Origin of the sequence: Streptomyces carminius (assembly GCF_002794255.1) — a bacterium.
Taxonomy (GTDB): domain Bacteria; phylum Actinomycetota; class Actinomycetes; order Streptomycetales; family Streptomycetaceae; genus Streptomyces; species Streptomyces carminius.
In genome coordinates, this window is the sequence record NZ_PGGW01000069.1 from 639,371 (window position 1) to 657,266 (window position 17,896).

At 76.2% G+C, this 17,896-nt stretch carries 12 protein-coding genes and 1 riboswitch; of the genes, 6 read left to right on the plus strand and 6 right to left on the minus strand.

The window, feature by feature from the left end; translation table 11 throughout:
• Nucleotides 1-85: 85 nt before the first annotated feature.
• Genes CUT44_RS29835 through CUT44_RS29850 form a run of 4 tightly spaced genes read right to left on the minus strand, consistent with a single transcriptional unit; the run spans nt 86 to nt 5,092 of the window.
• Complete coding sequence (locus CUT44_RS29835; RefSeq protein WP_100205044.1) at nt 86-1,834, minus strand: ABC transporter ATP-binding protein; 1,749 nt, start codon at nt 1,832-1,834, stop codon at nt 86-88.
• Entirely contained in the window at nt 1,831-3,126 is a 1,296-nt protein-coding gene (locus tag CUT44_RS29840; protein ID WP_100205045.1) for an energy-coupling factor transporter transmembrane component T, read from the minus strand. Before CUT44_RS29840 ends, CUT44_RS29835 begins: the two co-directional genes overlap by 4 nt.
• Entirely contained in the window at nt 3,123-3,827 is a 705-nt protein-coding gene (locus CUT44_RS29845) for an SCO2322 family protein (RefSeq protein ID WP_199185883.1), read from the minus strand. Before CUT44_RS29845 ends, CUT44_RS29840 begins: the two co-directional genes overlap by 4 nt.
• Nucleotides 3,824-5,092, minus strand: coding sequence for a prenyltransferase/squalene oxidase repeat-containing protein (locus tag CUT44_RS29850; RefSeq protein ID WP_100205293.1), 1,269 nt, complete (start codon nt 5,090-5,092; stop codon nt 3,824-3,826). Before CUT44_RS29850 ends, CUT44_RS29845 begins: the two co-directional genes overlap by 4 nt.
• Nucleotides 5,093-5,283: 191 nt before the next feature.
• A riboswitch (cobalamin riboswitch) is annotated at nt 5,284-5,366 on the minus strand.
• 576 nt (nt 5,367-5,942) lie between these two features.
• Here CUT44_RS29850 and CUT44_RS29855 point away from each other — a divergent pair.
• The 5 genes from CUT44_RS29855 to CUT44_RS29875 all read left to right on the plus strand — a co-directional run bounded on the left by CUT44_RS29855 (nt 5,943) and on the right by CUT44_RS29875 (nt 14,685).
• Complete coding sequence (locus CUT44_RS29855) at nt 5,943-7,583, plus strand: peptidoglycan-binding protein (protein ID WP_100205046.1); 1,641 nt, start codon at nt 5,943-5,945, stop codon at nt 7,581-7,583.
• Nucleotides 7,584-7,828: 245 nt separating this feature from the next.
• Nucleotides 7,829-10,546 carry a class III lanthionine synthetase LanKC gene (gene lanKC, locus CUT44_RS29860; RefSeq protein WP_100205047.1) on the plus strand — a complete coding sequence of 906 codons (2,718 nt, stop codon included), beginning with the start codon at nt 7,829-7,831 and terminating at the stop codon, nt 10,544-10,546.
• 12 nt (nt 10,547-10,558) lie between these two features.
• Entirely contained in the window at nt 10,559-10,681 is a 123-nt protein-coding gene (locus CUT44_RS29865) for a SapB/AmfS family lanthipeptide (protein WP_100205048.1), read from the plus strand.
• A gap of 177 nt (nt 10,682-10,858) precedes the next feature.
• A complete protein-coding gene (locus tag CUT44_RS29870) occupies nt 10,859-12,730 on the plus strand; it encodes an ABC transporter ATP-binding protein (protein WP_100205049.1) in 1,872 nt (623 codons plus the stop codon).
• Nucleotides 12,727-14,685 carry an ATP-binding cassette domain-containing protein gene (locus CUT44_RS29875; protein ID WP_100205050.1) on the plus strand — a complete coding sequence of 653 codons (1,959 nt, stop codon included), beginning with the start codon at nt 12,727-12,729 and terminating at the stop codon, nt 14,683-14,685. Before CUT44_RS29870 ends, CUT44_RS29875 begins: the two co-directional genes overlap by 4 nt.
• Before the next feature lie 45 nt (nt 14,686-14,730).
• On the opposite strand, the gene CUT44_RS29880 is transcribed toward CUT44_RS29875, so the two are convergent.
• Nucleotides 14,731-15,336 carry a response regulator transcription factor gene (locus CUT44_RS29880; RefSeq protein ID WP_233221788.1) on the minus strand — a complete coding sequence of 202 codons (606 nt, stop codon included), beginning with the start codon at nt 15,334-15,336 and terminating at the stop codon, nt 14,731-14,733.
• 157 nt (nt 15,337-15,493) lie between these two features.
• A complete protein-coding gene (locus tag CUT44_RS29885; RefSeq protein WP_100205051.1) occupies nt 15,494-16,147 on the minus strand; it encodes a TetR/AcrR family transcriptional regulator in 654 nt (217 codons plus the stop codon).
• Nucleotides 16,148-16,438: 291 nt separating this feature from the next.
• Between CUT44_RS29885 and CUT44_RS29890 the strand changes: the two genes are divergently transcribed.
• Nucleotides 16,439-17,839: a glycosyltransferase family 4 protein gene (locus CUT44_RS29890; protein ID WP_100205052.1), complete on the plus strand. Its 1,401-nt coding sequence runs from the start codon at nt 16,439-16,441 to the stop codon at nt 17,837-17,839.
• Nucleotides 17,840-17,896 lie beyond the last annotated feature (57 nt).

Sequence of the window (17,896 nt, forward strand, 5' to 3'; positions counted from 1 at the left end):
TCCGGACCGCTGCCCGGGCGCGGCGGTCCGGCGGCGTCCCGGGAACCGGACCCCGTCCGGCGGCCGGGGTCCCGGCCGGTGCCGCTCATCCGCGTACCTCCGTCTCCCGGGGTCCTTCCGGTGTCCGGTCCTCTGCCGGCCCTTCCGGCCCTTCCGGCTCCTCCGGCCCGTCCAGGGCCGTGCGCACCTGTCCGACCGTGAGCCAGCGCTGCGGGGCGAGGACCTTGGCGGTCTGCGGGGCGAAGGCGGGGGAGGAGGTGACGACCTCGGCCGCCGGACCGTCCGCCACCACCTCGCCGTCGGCCAGGACGACCACCCGGTCGGCGAGTTCGGCGGCCAGCTCGACGTCATGGGTGGCCAGCACGACGGCGTGGCCGTCCGCCGCCAGGGCACGCAGCATCCCGGTCAGCCGTTCCTTGGCCGCGTAGTCCAGGCCGCGGGTCGGCTCGTCCAGGAGCAGCAGCGGCGGGGCGGCGGTCAGGACGACGGCCAGGGCGAGGGTGAGCCGCTGGCCCTCCGACAGGTCGCGCGGGTGCGCGGTGCCGGGCACGTCCGGCAGCAGGGCGGACACCAGGGCGCGGCAGGTGCCCGGTTCGGCGCCCGCGTCCCGGTCGGCGCCCGCGCACTCGGCGGCGACGGTGTCCGCGTACAGCAGATCGCGCGGGTCCTGCGGAACGAGCCCGGCGTGGCGCAGCAGTTCGGAGGGCTTGGTGCGGTGCGGTGCCACCCCGCCCCCGGAGCCGCCGGAACTCCCGGTGCCGCCGCCCAGCCGCACCCGGCCGCGGGCCGGTTCGTGCAGCCCCACCAGAGCGCCCAGCAGGGTCGACTTGCCCGCGCCGTTGCGGCCCATCAGCGCGACGGTCTCGCCCGGCCGCACTGTCAGGTCCACCTTCCGCAGGGCCGGGACCCGGCCCCGGTGCACGGCGAGCGAGGAGACCTCGGCCAGCGGCCCGCCCCGCGCGGCGGCGCCGCCGGACGTGCCGGACGTGCCGGGGACGGCGGTCCCGGGCGGGACGAGCGGCGCCAGCCGCTCCCGCAGCCCGGCCGCCCGCCGGCGCGCGTCCCGTACCGACAGCGGCAGCGGGGACCAGCCGGCCAGCCGCCCCAGGGCGACGACCGGCGGATGGACCGGGGAGAGCGCCATCACCTCGGCGGGCTCGCCGAGCACGGGCGCGGCGCCCGCCCCGGGCAGCAGCAGCACCCGGTCCGCGTACTGCACCACGCGCTCCAGCCGGTGCTCGGCCAGCAGCACGGTGGTGCCCAGGTCGTGGACCAGCCGCTGGAGCACGGCCAGCACCTCCTCGGCGGCGGCCGGGTCGAGCGCGGAGGTCGGCTCGTCCAGCACCAGCACCCTCGGGTGGGCGGTGAGCACCGAGCCGATGGCGACCCGCTGCGTCTGCCCGCCGGAGAGGGTGGCGACGGGGCGGTCGCGCAGCTCGGCCAGCCCCAGCAGGTCGAGGGTCTCCTCGACCCGGCGGCGCATGGTGTCGGGGGACAGGCCCAGGCACTCCATGCCGTAGGCGAGCTCGTCCTCGACGGTGTCGGTGACGAAGTGGGACCGCGGGTCCTGCCCGACCGTGCCGACCACGTCGGCCAGTTCGCGCGGCCGGTGCTCGCGGGTGTCGCGGCCGGCCACGGTCACCCGGCCGTGCAGGGTGCCGCCGGTGAAGTGCGGCACCAGCCCGGAGACGGCGCTCAGCAGGGTGGACTTGCCGCTGCCGGACGGGCCGACGAGCAGCATCAGTTCGCCCTCCTCGACGGTGAGGTCCACCCCGTGCAGGGCGGGCGCGGCGGCGTCCTCGTAGGTGACGGAGACCTGGTCGAAGCGGATCATGAGCGGTTCGTCTCCTCCGCCCGCGGCGGCTCCCCGCTGCGACGGGGACCGGCCGCGGCGCCGGTGTCGGTTCGGGACTCGCTGTCGGTGCTGCCGGCACTGCCGGCACTGTCGGCGTCGGCGGCGGTGCCGGTACGGCCTCCGGACGTACCGCCGGAGGGCCCCTGCGGTACGGGTGCCACGACGGCCGGGAGCAGCCCGGCCAGCACGGCCGCCGCGGGCCACAGCGGCAGCTCCGGCGCGGTCAGCGGGACCACCGACGGGTGCAGTGCCGCCGGATCGGCGGCGCCCGCCCGGACCATGGCCGCGGCGACCACCGCGCCGGAGCCGGACACCAGCCAGGCGCGCACCCCCCAGCGGTCGGGCCGGTACCGGCTGCGCACCGAGCGGCGTCCGCCCAGCCACAGCCCGCCGAGCGCCGCGGCCAGCCCGCCGAGCAGCACCGGCAGCCCGTACGCCCCGCCCTCGGCGGCCAGCAGCCCGTACACACCGGCGCACACGCCCAGCAGCCCGCCGACGGTGAGGGCGGCGGTGGTGCGGCGTACGGCGGCCGGCACCCGCGCGGTACGGCCGTAGCCGCGCGCGTCCATCGCGGCGGCCAGCGCCACCGACCGTTCCAGCGCCCCCTCCAGCACCGGCAGGCCGATGCGCAGCAGCGCGCCGATCCCCTTGTCGTCCCGGCCGCGCAGCCGGCGGGCGGCGCGCAGCCGCCGGACGTCGGCGATCAGCTGGGGGGCGAACGTCATCGCCACCACCACCGCCATCCCCGCCTCGTACAGCGCGGCGGGCAGCGACTTCAGCAGCCGGGCGGGACTGGCCAGGGCGTTGGCGGCGCCCAGGCACACCAGCAGGGTGGCCAGCCGCAGGGCGTCGTACAGGGCGAACGCCAGACCCTCGGCCGTCACCCGGCCGCCGATCCGCACCCCCTGCGCCCAGTCGGGCAGCGGGACCTCGGGGAGGGTGAACAGCACGGTGCTGCCGGGGATCGGGGAGCCCAGGACGGTGGCGAACACCAGCCGGACGGCCAGCACCAGCAGCGCGAGCTTGAGGAAGGCCTGGTAGCCGCGCGCCCAGGGGGCGTCGGTGCGGCGGGCGGCGACGACGTAGCCGGTGACGGCGGCCAGCAGGGCCAGCAGCAGCGGATTGGTGGTCCGGGAGGCGGCCGCGGCCAGTCCGAGCGCCCACAGCCACCACGCCCCCGCGTGCAGGGCGCCCGCCCGGTCCGCCCGGGGGGCGCGCAGGGCGGCGCGCGCGGCGGAGAACACGGCGGACGGGGCCGGGCGGGTGGTCATGACCGGCGCCGGCGGGCCTGCCGGACGGCGGCGGCACCGAGGAGGGCCACCACGGCGGCACCCGCGGCCAGCCCCGCGGCGGGACCGCCGGAGTCCTCACCGGACCGGTCGCCGCCCCCGCCGGACTTCCCGGCGGACTCCTGCCCGCCGGCGCGCTCCCCGCCCTTGTCCGGCGCGGCGTCCGGGACCTGCTCGCCGCAGCCCGTGCGCGGATAGCCCGCGACGGCGCACAGCAGGGACCCCGAGTCGTACCGCAGCGGCTTCAGCACGGCGGCCAGCGCGTCGGCGGCGGTGCCGTCCCCGGGTACGCGCGCGCAGGCGGTACGGCCCTTCGGCGGACTCTCGCCCGAGGGAGCGTCGGCCGGGGTGCCGAAGTCGACGCTCAGCGCGATCCGCTTGGTGCCCGGCGCGGGGTCGGTGCGCCCGCAGATCGCCGCGAAGGAGGACGCACCGCGGGGCCGGTCGACGTCGGCGGAGTCCTCACCGACGGCGAACCGGAAGCCCAGCACGTCACCGTCCGCGGGCCGGAGCGTGCCCGGGCCCTGGGTGGCGTACGTCCACTGCCGTCCGTCGTGCTCCCAGAAGGACCAGTAGCGGTATCCCGCGGCGTGCGCGGGCGCCGCGCCGACCGCCGCCAGGACGGCGGCGAGCAGCGCGCCCAGCAGGACGGCACCGGGCAACGGGCGGCGCGGCGCGGTCACCTCGACCGCCTCCGGTGCCGGACGAGCATCACCAGCAGCGCCGCGAGGGCGGCCAGGAGCGCGGCACCCGCCGCCGCGACGGCGGCGTAGCCGCCGTCACCGTCCCCGCCGCCGCCCTTCGCGCCCTTCCCGTCGTCCTCCGCCGGGGCCGGACCGGTGGCGTTCAGGAGCTCGACCAGGTCGGTGCCGCCGAAGTCGCGCGGATCGCCGCCGACGGCATGGGTGGCCAGCACCAGCTGGCCCAGGGCGGCCGGGCTGTCGTCGAACCTGTCCCACCGCGGGGCGTTCTCCGTCAGCCAGGCCAGGGACTTCTCCGCCGTCTCCCGCCGGTCGACCGCGGCCAGGGCGAGCACGGCGTCGGCGGTGTTGCCGTAGTCCGGCTGCGCCTCGGCGCCGGGCATGGCGGACAGCAGATGGCCGCCGTTCTCGCTCAGCACCCTCTCCAGGTAGGCGGCGCCGCCCGCGGCGGCCTCGGCCGGGGTGGGGGTGCCGTCCGCGCCGCACCGCGGGGGCTCGGCACCGGCGCCGCTTCCGCCGTCGTCCGGCTCGACGGTCAGGTCCCCGCCCAGCGCGGCCAGGACGGCGGCGGCGGTGGCGTCGTCGTTGGCGTGCAGCCGGCCGTCCTCGGGCTGGAAGGCGAAGGCGCCGCGCTCGTCCGGCTCCGCCTCCTCGCAGCCGAGCCGGAAGCCCAGCAGGGCGTCGTAGGGCGAGTTGCGGTCCCCGGCCGAGAGCACCTTCGCCGGGTCCTCGTCCGCCGCCGCCAGGGCGCCGATCACCACGGAGACGGAGTTGGCGTCGCTGGCGCCGCCGGGGTTGTAACCCCAGCCGCCGTCGTCGTTCTGGACCAGCCGCAGCCACTCCACCGCCCTGGTCACCCGCTCCTCGTGGCCGCCGAGCGCGGCCAGCGCCTGGACGGCGACGGCAGTGGCGTTGGTGTCGGCGGTGGTCTTGGAGGTGCACGGCTCGGCGGGGTCGGGACGGTAGGAGGCGAAGGAACCGTCCTCGCACTGCTGCCCGGTCAGCCACTCCACCGCGCTCGCGGCGGGTTCCACTCCGGCCGTGTCCTGGGCCAGCAGGGCGACGGACTGGCGCCAGACGCCGTCGTACTGGGGGTCGCCCTTCCCGTACAGCGCGGCCGGCGGGTCCGGCCGCGCCGGGGCCGACGCGGACGGTGACTCGTCGGCGGACGCCGGAGTCCCGGCGGCCGCCGACGCGCAGAGCGCGGCGGAGACGGCCAGGACCGCGGCGGTGCGGCGCGGGGACAGTGGCATGGCGGTGTGGTGCCTTTCTCGTGGGCGACAGGCCGGACGCAACCGGGCACGGAAGCCGGCCGCGCTCGCCGCACGGGGCACACCGGGCTCGGCTCCGTATTCCTCGACGGTGCCGGACCGGGGCCGCCGCCTCCACCCCGTGACGGGTGCGTTCGACGGCTCCGGGAGCCTGCTCGTGCCCGGGCGGGTGCTCCGGCTCGTACGGCGGGACGGGATGTCCGCCGTGCTCACGGTTGCGGGTCAGCGCCGGATTCGCACCGGCTTCCCCCGTTCGGGCACATGACGTTCGTCGGGTCACTCTAACGGGCGGACGCGGGATTCCCCGAGGCTGGGAGCGGGATCACATCCGGGGCGCGCCCGGCCGCGACGCGGGGAGGGGGCGCCGGGCGGCGCGTCCGCGAGAGCGTGTCCGCGGGCGGCCGGACCGGTGGCCGGACCGGTGGCCGGAAGGCGGCCGAAACGCGGACCGGCGCGCGTGACGACGTTTCCGTTCCGTTCTGTCCCGCGGGCGGGGCGGTGAATTCCCGGAAGTCCGCCGGTGGTTCATTGACGCCCGCGGTGTCGGTGCGTCACCCTTCCGCGCTCCGGTGCCGACCGGGGCGCGGACGGCCGGGCCGTGGAGGTGTATGCGCAGGTGGCGGCGGGTGGACGGGGAGCGGATCGATTTTCGGCCAGGGTTTTCCGGCGCTGGTGCGGAATTCCTGTGGCAGGCGGGTGAAAGCCGGTGGAAACCTCCGGCACTTTCTTGACGTGGCCATGCCTTGCGGATAGAAGTTCCTGCCGACCACGGGCGTGAGCGAGCAGCCACTGCTCACCCCCGCGCACATGCCCACCGGGAGGAAGAATGCCCAGACGTCCCACGGCCCGGCGGTGGCCGGGAGCGCCCGTCCTCGGCGCCCTGGCCACCGCGGCGCTGCTCGCCATGGCACCCCCGGCGGGCGCCGCCCCGGCGGACTCCGCCGGAGGTGCCCCGCACGCCCCGGTGAGCCGGGCCTTCGACCGCGCCGCCGAGGAGTACCAGGTCCCACGGGACCTGCTGGTCGCGGTCGGCTACGGGGAGACCCGCCTCGACGGCCACGGCGGCGAGCCCAGCCACGCGAACGGCTACGGGGTGATGCACCTGACCGACAACCCCGTGCACCGCACCCTGGCGGAGGCCGCCGTACTGACCGGCGAATCCGAGGCCGAACTGCGCGAGGACACCGCGGCCAACGTCCGCGGCGCCGCCGCCGTACTGCGCTCCTACGCCGACGAACTGGACCTGGACGCCGCCGAACGCCGTGACGCGGGCGCCTGGTACCCGGCGGTGGCCCGCTACGGCGGCGCCTCCGATCCCGGTACGGCCCGGCTGTACGCCGACGCCGTCTACGAATTCCTCTCCGCCGGCTTCAGCGCGCTCACCCCGGAGGGCGAACGGGTCACCGTGGGGCCGCGCGAGGCCGAGCCCGAGCGGGGCCGCTACGCGGAGGTCCGCCCGGCCGCCGGTCCCGTGCCCTCCGCCGCCCGCCCGGCGGACGCCCCGGACGCCCCGACCACCCCCGACACCACGGCCCTCCTCAGCGCCGACTACCCGCCCGCGCGCTGGGCGGCGGCCCACCCGGACAACTACGCCGCCGGCCGCTCGGCGCCGATCACCCATGTCGTCGTCCATGTCACCCAGGGCACGTACGCCGGGACCATCTCCTGGTTCCGGAACCCCGAGGCCGAGGTCAGCGCCCACTACGTGGTCCGCTCCTCCGACGGCGAGGTCACCCAGACGGTCCGCGACCGCGACACCGCCTGGCACGCCCGGTCGGGGAACCCCTACTCCGTCGGCATCGAGCACGAGGGCTACGTCGACGACCCGGCGTGGTTCACCGACGCGATGTACCGCTCCTCGGCCGCGCTCACCCGCCATCTGACCGACCGCTACGACATCCCCCGGGACCGGGCCCACATCGTCGGCCACCACGAGGTGCCCGGCAACACCCACACCGACCCCGGCCCCAACTGGGACTGGAACCGCTACATGCGGCTGGTCCGCGACGACGGCGCCGCCGCCCCCGCCCGGCTGAGCTTCGGTTCCTACGACACCCTGCGGTCCGGCTCCACCGGCGAACAGGTGCGGGCCGCCCAGCAGCTGCTGGACGACCACGGCTTCGACCCGGGGGAGGCGGACGGCGTGTTCGGCCCCGTCACCGCCGCCGCCGTACGGGCCTTCCAGGCCAACCGCGGACTGACCGCCGACGGCGTCGTCGGCCCCCGCACCTGGACGGCCCTGCTGTCGGCCGGGGCCACGCCCACCCTGCGGCAGGGCGCCTCCGGCCCGGCCGTCGAGCGGCTCCAGCGCGCGCTGACCGCCGCCCTCGGCCGCACCGTGGACATCGACGGCGTCTTCGGGCCGCTCACCGCCGCCGCCGTCCGCGACTACCAGCGCGGCCGCGGACTGGCCGTGGACGGCACCGTCGGCCCCCGCACCTGGGAGGCCCTGCAGACGGGCAGGTGACCTGGCGCGCGCTCCGGCCGGCCCGCGCCGCCGCACGGCGGCGCGGGCCGGCGCCGTTCCGCGGCCCCGGTGCCGACTCCCTTCCCGCCGGCCTCGGTTACTCGTGAGTTCTTCACAGCCGACTCGTGACAGCTGTGACTGTTGCGCCCTCCGGCCCCGTGGAAGAGTCGAAGTCAGTCGCCGCCGGTGAAGCCGGACGGACCGACCGGGCAAGCCGACCGGACGAGACGGACGAAGGAGATGAGATGAGCAAGGGGTACGCCGTCTTCTGCGACGCGGACCGTCGTTTCTACGACGCCCCTCACCGCATCTCCGACGACAACGGCCGCGCCGGCGGCTACGAGACCGCCCGCCGCCCCGTTCCCGAGGGCTGGCAGAGCCACCGCTCCGGGGACTGGCTGGCCTTCCGCCCGCTGGACGCGAAGCTCCCCTACCAGGGCTGGAAGATCCACGTCTCCGCCTGCCTGGACAACGCCGAGCGGATCGCGGAGAAGGTCTGGGACTACTGCGTGCCCCGCGGCATCGCCTTCAAGTTCGTGCCCAGCCGCTACCTGCTGCACAACCGCAACGCCAAGTACGCCGAGCGGGCCGGCAGCGGGAAGTTCGTCACCGTCTACCCGGCCGACGACGAGCAGTGCCGCACCATCGCCGAGGACCTGGACGAGCTGCTGGCCGGCGAGCCGGGCCCGTACATCCTCAGCGACCTGCGCTGGGGGAACGGCCCGGTGTACCTGCGCTACGGCAGCTTCACCGAACGGCACTGCTACGGCGCGGACGGCGAGCTGCGGCCCGCCGTCGAGGACGCCGGGGGCCGGCTGGTGCCCGACCGCCGGGAGCCGTCCTTCCACGTCCCGGACTGGATCACCCTGCCCGACTTCCTGGGGCCGCACCTGGCGGCGCGCAACGCCACGAAGCTCGGCTCCATCCCGTACCGCATCGAGAAGGCCCTGCACTTCTCCAACGGCGGCGGCGTCTACGTCGGCACCGACACCCGCACCGGCGAGAAGGTCGTCCTCAAGGAGGGCCGCCCGCACGCCGGCCTGGCCGCCGACGGAGCCGACGCGGTGACCCGGCTGCGGCGCGAGAAGGAGGCCCTGGAGCAGCTCTCCGGACTGCCCTGCACCCCCGAGGTGCGCGACTGGTTCAGCCTGGGCGACCACTGGTTCCTGGTGCTCCAGTACATCGAGGGCAAGCCGCTCAACGGCTTCTTCGCCCGCCGCCACCCGCTGATCGAGGCCGATCCGGGACCCGAGCGGCTCGCCGAGTACACCGGCTGGGCGCTGCGCATGCACCGGCTGGTGGAGGAGGCCGTCGAGGCCATCCACGGGCGCGGCATCGTCTTCAACGACCTGCACCTGTTCAACATCATGGTCGCCGAGGACGAGTCCTCTGTGGTGCTGCTGGACTTCGAGGCCGCCGCCCACATCGACGAGGGCCGCCGCCAGACCGTCGCCAACCCCGGCTTCGTCGCCCCGGCCGACCGCAGGGGCTTCGACGTGGACCGCTACGCCCTGGCCTGTCTGCGCATCGCCCTCTTCCTCCCGCTCACCAGCCTGTTCGCGGTGGACCGGGGCAAGGCCGCGCACCTGGCCCGGATCGCGGCCCGGGAGTTCCCCGTACCGCGCGAGTTCCTCGATACGGCCGTCGAGGAGATAACCCGGGGGTGGCCGGGCCCGGAACCCGTCGGGGCCGCTCCGGACGGCGCGGCCGGGGAAGCGGCTCGGGAAACGGTCCAGGAGGGGACGGCGGGTGCCACCGCGGACGGCCCCGGGGAGGACTACCTCCCCGTGCACCCCGCCGACTGGCCGCGCAGCCGCGACTCGATGGTCCGCGCCGTGCTCGCCTCGGCCACCCCCGAGCGCACCGACCGGCTGTTCCCCGGCGACATCGCCCAGTTCGCCCCCGGCGGCGGCGTCTGCCTCGCCCACGGCGCGGCCGGCGTGCTCTACGCCCTGTCCGAGACCGGCGCCGAGCGGCCCGCCCAGGCCGAGGAGTGGCTGCTGCGGCAGACCGAGCAGCCGGCCTCCGGCACCCCGCTGGGCTTCTACGACGGCCTGTCCGGCGTCGCCTGGGCCCTGGAGCGGTTCGGGCACCCCGACCGCGCCCTGAAACTCGCCGAGACGGTCGTCGGCCAGCCCTGGGCGGACATCGCCCCCGACCTGCACAGTGGCCTGGCCGGCATCGGCCTGGCCCTGGACTCCCTGGCCGCCGCCACCGGCGAGAGCGCCCTGCACGACGCGGCCCTGCGCTGCGCCCGGCTCGTCGCCGACAAGGCCGAACGGAGCGGACCGCGGAAACTGCCCGTCACCAAGGGCTCTCCCCGCGCCGGACTGCTGTACGGCTCGGCCGGCCAGGCCCTGCTCTTCCTGCGGCTGTACGAGCGCACCGGCGACAGCGCACTGCTGGACCTCGCCGCCGAAGCACTCCGCCGCGACCTGGACTGCTGCGTCACGGGCATCGGCGGCGGACTCCAGGTCGACGAGGGCTGGCGCACCATGCCCTACCTGGGCGCCGGCAGCGTCGGCATCGGCATGGTGCTGGACGACTACGCCGCCCACCGCACCGACGAGCGGTTCGAACAGGCGCGGCGCGACATCGTCAGGGCGGCCCAGGCGAAGTTCTACGCCCAGCCCGCGCTGTTCCGCGGCGCGGCCGGCATGGTCCTGCACCTGGCCCGCACCACGGTCGGGGGTCCCGGCACCCAGGACGCCGACCTGCGCCGCCAGATCGACTCGATGACCTGGGGGGCCGTGCCCTACCGAGGACAACTGGCCTTCCCCGGCGAGCAGATGATGCGTCTGTCGATGGACCTGGCGACCGGGACCGCCGGATGCCTGCTCGCCCTGGGCGCCGCGCTGCACGACACACCCGCGCGGCTGCCCTTCCTCCCGCCGCTTCGGCGGCCCCAGAGCCGGTCCTCCGCGAGGGGGACCGTGAAAGAAAATCCCGTCCCCACGGAATGAAAGGAAAGAAAAATGACCCTTCTCGACCTGCAGACCATGGAGACCCCCGCCGAGGACGAGTTCACCGGTGGCGGCAGCCGCGCCAGCCTGCTGCTGTGCGGCGACAGCTCCCTGAGCGTCACCACCTGCGACTGACCTTTTCGGGGCACGCGGTGACGACACCGCGACCGTGAAACGGCAGCGCGCGGTCCCGGGCGGTCACAACGCCCGGGGCCGCGTCGCCGTATCCGGAGGTTACCCCCCGCCCAGCTCCCCGTACCCCCGCGGGCGCGGCAGCACCGCGCCGCTTCCGGAGGCGAGGACCCACCGCCCATGGCAACCCAGCCCACCGACCGCGAAGCCGGCGGCGCGCCGGAGCGGTCCCCGCACGGCGGCCCGTCCGAGGACCGGCCCGGGAGCCCGCCGGTACGCACCGGCCGGGACGCCGACCGCCTCCTGCTGGGCGCGCTCCGCCACAGCGCGGGCCGCACCACGGCGATCTGCCTGCTGAGCTGTGCCTCCGCCGCGGCGGCCGTCGCCCTGCCCGCCGTACTCGGCCGCACCCTCGATCTGGCGCTGGACTCCGGCGACGGCCCGGACGGCGGCGCCGGACTGCCCCGCTGGCTGGCGCTGTGCGCGCTGCTGGTCGCCGCCGAGGTGCTGTGCGACGCGGCGACCGCCTATCTCACCGGGGTCACCGGTGCCCGCTCCACCGCCTGGCTGCGCCGCCGCGGCCTGGGCCACCTGCTGTCCGTGGGCCCCCACCGGGCGGCCCGCTTCACCTCCGGCGACCTGGTGACCCGGCTGGCGGGCAACGCCGCCGAGGCCGGCCACGCCCCCGCCACCGCCGCCGGCGCGTTCGCCGCCCTGGTCACCCCGCTCGGTGCCCTGGCGGCCCTGCTGCTCATCGACCCCTGGCTGGCCGCGGCCTTCTGCGCCGGGGTGCCCCTGCTGGTGCTGCTGCTGCGCGCCTTCGCCCGCAGCTCCTCCGAGAGCGTCTCGCACTACCAGCGCGTCCAGGGCCGGATCGCCGCCCATCTGGTCGAGGCGCTCGCGGGCGCCCGTACGGTGGCCGCCGCCGGCACCGCCGGGCGCGAACGCGCCCGCGTCCTGGCCCCGCTGCCCGAACTGAGCGGCCAGGGAAGGCGGATGTGGCAGGTGTACGGGCGGGCCGTCGTCGGCAGCGGCGTACTGGTGCCCCTGCTGACGGCCGCCGTCCTGGCGGTGGGCGGCGTCCGGCTGGCCGCCGGGGCGGTGAGCGTCGGCGAACTGCTGGCCGCGTCCCGCTACGCGTCCCTGGCCGCCGGGATCGGCGGGATCACCACCCAGCTCAGTTCCCTGGTGCGCAGCCGCGCCGCCGCCCGCCGCGCCGCCGAACTGCTGGCGGTGCCCCCGGTGGAGCACGGCGGCCGGTCGCTGCCGCCGGACGGCACCGGACGGCTGGAACTGCGCGGCGTCACCGCCGTGCGCGGCGGACGGACGGTGCTGCGGGACGTGGACCTGACCGTCCCCGGCGGCACCACAGTGGCCGTGGTGGGCGCCTCCGGGTCGGGCAAGTCCACCCTGGCCGCGCTCGCCGGGCGGCTGGCCGACCCCGACGAGGGCGAGGTGCTGCTGGACGGGGTCCCGCTGGCCGGCCTCGACCCCGGGGTGCTGCGCCGGGAGGTCGGCTACGCCTTCGAGCGGCCCGCGCTGTTCGGCGCGACCGTCGGCGAGGCCATCGGCTTCGGCCCGCGCGAGGTGGACGACCGCGCCGTGGCCCGGGCCGCGAGGGCGGCCAGCGCGGACGTCTTCGTGAACCGGCTGCCCGCCGGGTACGGCACCGCGCTGGCGGACGCGCCGCTGTCGGGCGGCGAGTTCCAGCGCCTGGGCCTGGCCCGGGCGTTCGCCCACGCGGGGCGGCTGCTGATCCTGGACGACGCCACCTCCAGCCTGGACAGCGTCACCGAGCTCCAGGTGGGCCGGGCGCTGACCCGCGAGGTGCGGGCGGGCACCCGGCTGCTCGTCGCGCACCGGGTCTCCTCCGCGGCCCGCGCCGATCTGGTGGCCTGGCTGGCGGACGGCCGGGTGCGGGCCGTGGGCCCGCACGAGGCGCTGTGGGAGATCCCGGAGTACCGGGCGGTGTTCGCCGCCGGGGAAGCGGACGCGGACGGCGCGGCGGCGGACCCGGCGGGCACGGCGGCGGCCGGGGAGGGAGCCCGGTGAGCCGCACCGAACCGGGCCCGGCCCGCCGGCTGACCCCGCACGCGGTCCGTTTCCTGCGCGGCAGGAAACGGGTGCTGGCACTGCTGGGCGCCTGGTCGCTGCTGGAGTCCGCGCAGACCTTCCTGTTCGGCTACGGGGTGGCCCAGTCCCTGGACCGCGGCTTCCTGGCCGGGCAGACCGGCACCGGGCTGCTCTGGCTGGCCGTGGCCGCCGTGGCGACCCTCGCCGGCGGACTGGCCACCCGGGGGGTCTTCCGCGCCCTGGCCGACCTCGTCGAGCCGCTCCGGGACGGACTGCTGCGCCGGGTGGTGACCCGCGCCCTGCGCGAGGCGGCGGCGGACCCGGCCCGGGCCGACAGCTCGGCCGTCTCCCGCCTCACCCACCAGACCGAACTGGCCCGGGACAGCTTCGCGGGCCTGGTGCTGGTACTGCGCTCCTTCGTCTTCACCGCCGCCGGGGCGCTGGCCGGGCTGGCCTCCCTCGCCCCGCTGCTGCTGGTGGTCGTGGTGCCGCCGCTGGTGCTGGGCCTGCTGCTGTTCACCGCCACCCTGGTGCCGATGGCGGCCCGGCAGCGGGACTTCCTCACCGCCGACGAGGCGCTGGCCACCCGGTACGGGGCCGTCGCCGCGGGGCTGCGGGACGTGGTGGCGTGCGGCGCCGAGCGGCGTACGGCCGCGGAGGCGGACGGGCTGGTGGACACCGAGGTCGGCGCTGCCCGCTCGCTCGCCCGCTGGGCCGCGGCCCGCACCCTGGCGCTGGGGGTGGCCGGGCAGCTGCCGGTCGTCCTGCTGCTGGTCGCCTCCCCGTGGCTGCTGGACCGGGGGGTCACGGCGGGCGCGCTGCTGGGCGCGCTGACCTATCTGACCCAGTCGCTCCTGCCCGCCCTGCACACCCTGATGAGCGCGCTGGGCACCGCGGGCACCCGGCTGCTGGTGATCCTGGACCGGCTGGTCGGTCCCGGGGACGCCGGGGAGGTCGGGGACACGGGGGACGCCGCAGAGCCCGCGGCCGGGAAGGCGCCCCCACCCGCTCCCGTCCCCACCGCCTCCACCGCCCCCGCCGTCCCCGCCGTCCGCCGGGAGTCCGGCTCCCGGGTGGAGCTGCGCTCGGTGACCTTCGCCTACGGTCCCGGCGCCCAGCCGGTGCTCCGCGATGTCGGTCTGGTGGTCGAGCCCGGTGAGCACCTGGTGGTCGTGGGTCCCAGCGGCATCGGCAAGTCCACGCTGGCCGCCCTCGTCGCGGGCCTGCTCGCACCGGACGAGGGCGAGGTGCTGGTGGACGGCGAGCCGGCCCGGCGGCTGCGCGGTCTGGAGGCCGGGGAGCTGGCGCGGCGGCGGGTGCTGATCCCGCAGCAGGCGTATGTCTTCACGGGCACCCTCCGCGACAACCTGTGCTATCTGTGCCCGCCGGAGCCCGAGGTGCCCGGGGAGGCCGTGGCCGCCTCGGTGGCCGCGGTCGGGCTCGGACCGCTGGTGGACCGGCTGGGCGGACTGGACGCGGTGGTCGACCCGGCGGCGCTCTCCCAGGGGGAGCGGCAGCTCGTCGCCCTCGGCCGGGCCCATCTGTCGCCGGCCCCGCTGGTGCTGCTGGACGAGGCCACCTGCCATCTGGACCCGGTGGCCGAGGCCCGGGCCGAGCGGGCGTTCGCCGCCCGGCCCGGCACCCTGGTGGTGATCGCCCACCGGATCAGCTCGGCGCACCGGGCCGACCGGGTGCTGGTGATGGACGGCGCCCGGGCCACCGCCGGGAGCCACCGGGAACTGCTGGCGGGCTCCGCCCTCTACCGCGACCTCGTCGGCCGGTGGCACACCGGGCGCGACGGCGGACGAAATGGCGGACGCGACGGCGGACAGAAGGATGGACGCGACGGGGAACGGGACCTGCCGGCGGGCCGCGCCCGGTCCGGGCCGCCGCCCGCGGTCCCGCTGTCCGGCGGCGGTGCCGCACCGGTCTGATGCCGCACCGGCGCCGCCGGACCTCCGCGTGGTGGGTGTCCTCCGCTACACCCAGCCCGCGCCCTGGGAGATCCTTATGGCGTCGACGCGGTTGCGCGCGCCGGTCTTCCGCGTGATGGCGGACATGTAGTTGCGTATGGTCCCGCACGACAGGTGCAGTCGGCCGGCTATCTCGGAGACCGTCGCACCTCTGGCTGCCAGGGACAGCACGCTCAGCTCCCGTGCGGTGAGCGGCATGTCCGCCGCGCGCAGCAGATCATGGGCCAGGGATTCGTCCACATAGCGGCGGCCGGCGGCAACATTCCGGATGCCTTCCATTAATTTCTGCGGAGTGGCGTCCTTGTTCACGAAACCGAGGGCGTGGGCGTCATAGGCGCGGCGCAGCACCCCGGGTCTTCCCGGGGTGGCCAGAACCAGTAGGCCACAATCTGCCTTTGGCATATGCCGACACAGCTCGGCGACGCTGCCCCCCTCCGGTCCCTCCGGGCCGTCCAGGTCGACGACGCACACGTCCGCCCGCAGGGACCGGAGTCGACCGGGGGCGTTCGACCAGGGGACATCCCTGACCTCCATGTCGGGCGCCTTGTTGAGCAACGCTGCCAGGCCGGATCTCAACAGGCTGAAGTGGTGCACCAGCAGTACCTGAATCACGGTCGGCTCCTCCAGTGCCCTGTCCGGGCGAAGTTTGTCGAACACCCGTCAACAGATACCTACAACGGTCCCCTGATAACGCAGACTTTCGGCCAGTACCGACGAGTATTCAGAGGCGCTGGAAGCTGTTCGGGGGCGCGCGCCTGACCTGTGCGAATTATCGGCGCGCGCCGTCCTGTGCCGTGATGTCGATCAATCGGCACGCCATTTCGATATCGCCGCGCACCTGTTCGCCCGAGGCCCGCCCGGAGAGCCAGCCGGTCAGGGCCGAGTGCCAGGTGTGCTCGATCACCCGGACCGCCGGGAGACGCTCCGTCCCGGGGGTCCCCGCGTCCCCCGCCGTCCCCAGGGCGTCCAGGATGATGGCCGTGGTGAGCCGGGAGACCGCGTCGACCTCCGCGCCGGCCGAACGGTCCGCGAACGTGAACGCGCGCACCATGGCCTCCGTCAGCCGCGGCTCCCGCTGGAGCGCGCGGAAGGCGCGCAGCAGTGTGCCGGCGACCCGGGCCGAGGGCTCCGGCTCCTGCGGCGGATGCCGGTGCAGTGACCGGTGGAGATGTTCCAGCCGGTCGTGCATGGTGGCGACCAGCAGGTGGATCTTGGAGGGGAAGTGGCGGTAGAGCGTGCCGAGCGCGACACCGGACGTCTCGGCGACCTCGCGCATCTGCACCGCCTCGAAGCCGCCGCGCCGGGCCAGGGAGACCGTGGCGTCCAGGATGCGGCGGCGGCGCGCCTCCTGGCGCTCGGCGCGCCGCGGGGCGGCGGGGGCAGGCGCGAGGGGGCGGGGGTGTGCCGTCGGCTGTTCTGTCATCTACCCGTCCTGCCTGCCTGCCGTCCTGCCTGCCGGGGCCCGTCCGTCTCCGCCGGGCCGCACGGGTCCGGCACGGGGGGTGCCGTGGTGCGAATCACCCGGGCCGTCCGGCCCGGATCACCTACCGGCCGGTAATCTTGCGGGTCGGGGCCGTACGGACCGCCGGACCGGACACGGCCGGAGTGCGAGCGGGGCGCGGCCCGGCCATCCTTGAAACTTGTTCCAGATTAACGCGAGCGGTTACGCTCCCGCGGAGGTTTGCCGCGAGATCCTTGCAGAAGGGGGCCGTGAGTGACGGCAGAGGCCACCAGGGACGCCGCGCCCGGTCCCCTGGCGGGCACGGCCGCCGACGGCGGCCGACCGCTGCGGATCGCACTGCTCACCTACAAGGGGAACCCGTTCTGCGGCGGCCAGGGCGTCTACGTACGGCACCTGTCGCGCGAACTGGCCAGGCTCGGCCACCGCGTCGAGGTGATCGGCGCCCAGCCCTACCCCGTCCTCGACGCCCCCGGAGCGGACGGGGAGGACCGCTGGGCTGGGGAGACCACCCTCACCGGACTCCCCAGCCTCGACCTCTACCGCCAGCCCGACCCCTTCCGCACCCCGCGGCTGGGGGAGTACCGCGACTGGATCGACGTGCTGGAGGTCGCCACCATGCGGACCGGCGGCTTCCCCGAGCCGCTGACCTTCTCGCTGCGCGCCCGCCGCCTGCTGGCCGCCCGGCGCGGCGACTTCGACGTCGTCCACGACAACCAGACCCTCGGCTACGGGCTGCTGGGCCTGGAACGGCTCGGCCTCCCCCTGGTCACCACCGTCCACCACCCCATCACCGTGGACCGGCGGCTGGAGCTGGCCGCCGCCGCGGACTGGCGCAAGCGGGCCTCGGTGCGCCGCTGGTACGGCTTCACCCGGATGCAGAAACGGGTCGCCCGGCGGCTGCCGCGGATCCTGACCGTCTCCGGCTCCTCCCGCCGGGAGATCACCGAGCACCTCGGGGTGCGCCCCGAGCGCGTCCACGTCGTGCACATCGGTGCCGACACCCGGCTGTTCTCCCCCGACCCGGCCGTCCCGGAGATCCCCGGCCGCATCGTCACCACCTCCAGCGCCGACGTCCCCCTCAAGGGACTGGTCCACCTGGTGGAGGCGCTGGCCAAGGTCCGCGCCGAGTACCCGGACGCGCATCTGGTCGTGGTGGGCGGACGGCCCGGGAAGGGCCCGGTTGCCGACGCCCTGGAACGCTACGGGCTCGGCGGCGCGGTCGAGTTCGTCAAGGGCATAAGCGACCGCGAGCTGGCCGACCTGGTGCGCGGCGCCCAGGTCGCCTGCGTTCCCTCCCTCTACGAGGGCTTCTCGCTGCCCGCCGCCGAGGCCATGGCCACCGGCACCCCGCTGGTCGCCACCACCGGGGGAGCCATCCCCGAGGTCGCCGGCCCCGACGGCGAGACCTGCCTGGCCGTGCCCCCGGCCGACGCCGGGGCGCTGGCCGCCGCCCTGGGGCGCCTGCTGGGCGACGCGGCCCTGCGGGCGCGGCTGGGCGCGGCCGGACGGGAGCGGGTGCTGCGCCGCTTCACCTGGGAGCAGGCCGCCCGCGGCACGGTGGAGCACTACCGCACGGCGATCGGGAACGCCGGGCGGGCCGGACACGACGAGAACGGGAGCGCGGCGGCCCGGCGCGCTCCCGTCACCGGCTAGCGCCGTGACCGCGAAGGCGCGCCGGGACCTCCCCGCCGTGGGGAGCCGCGGGCCGGC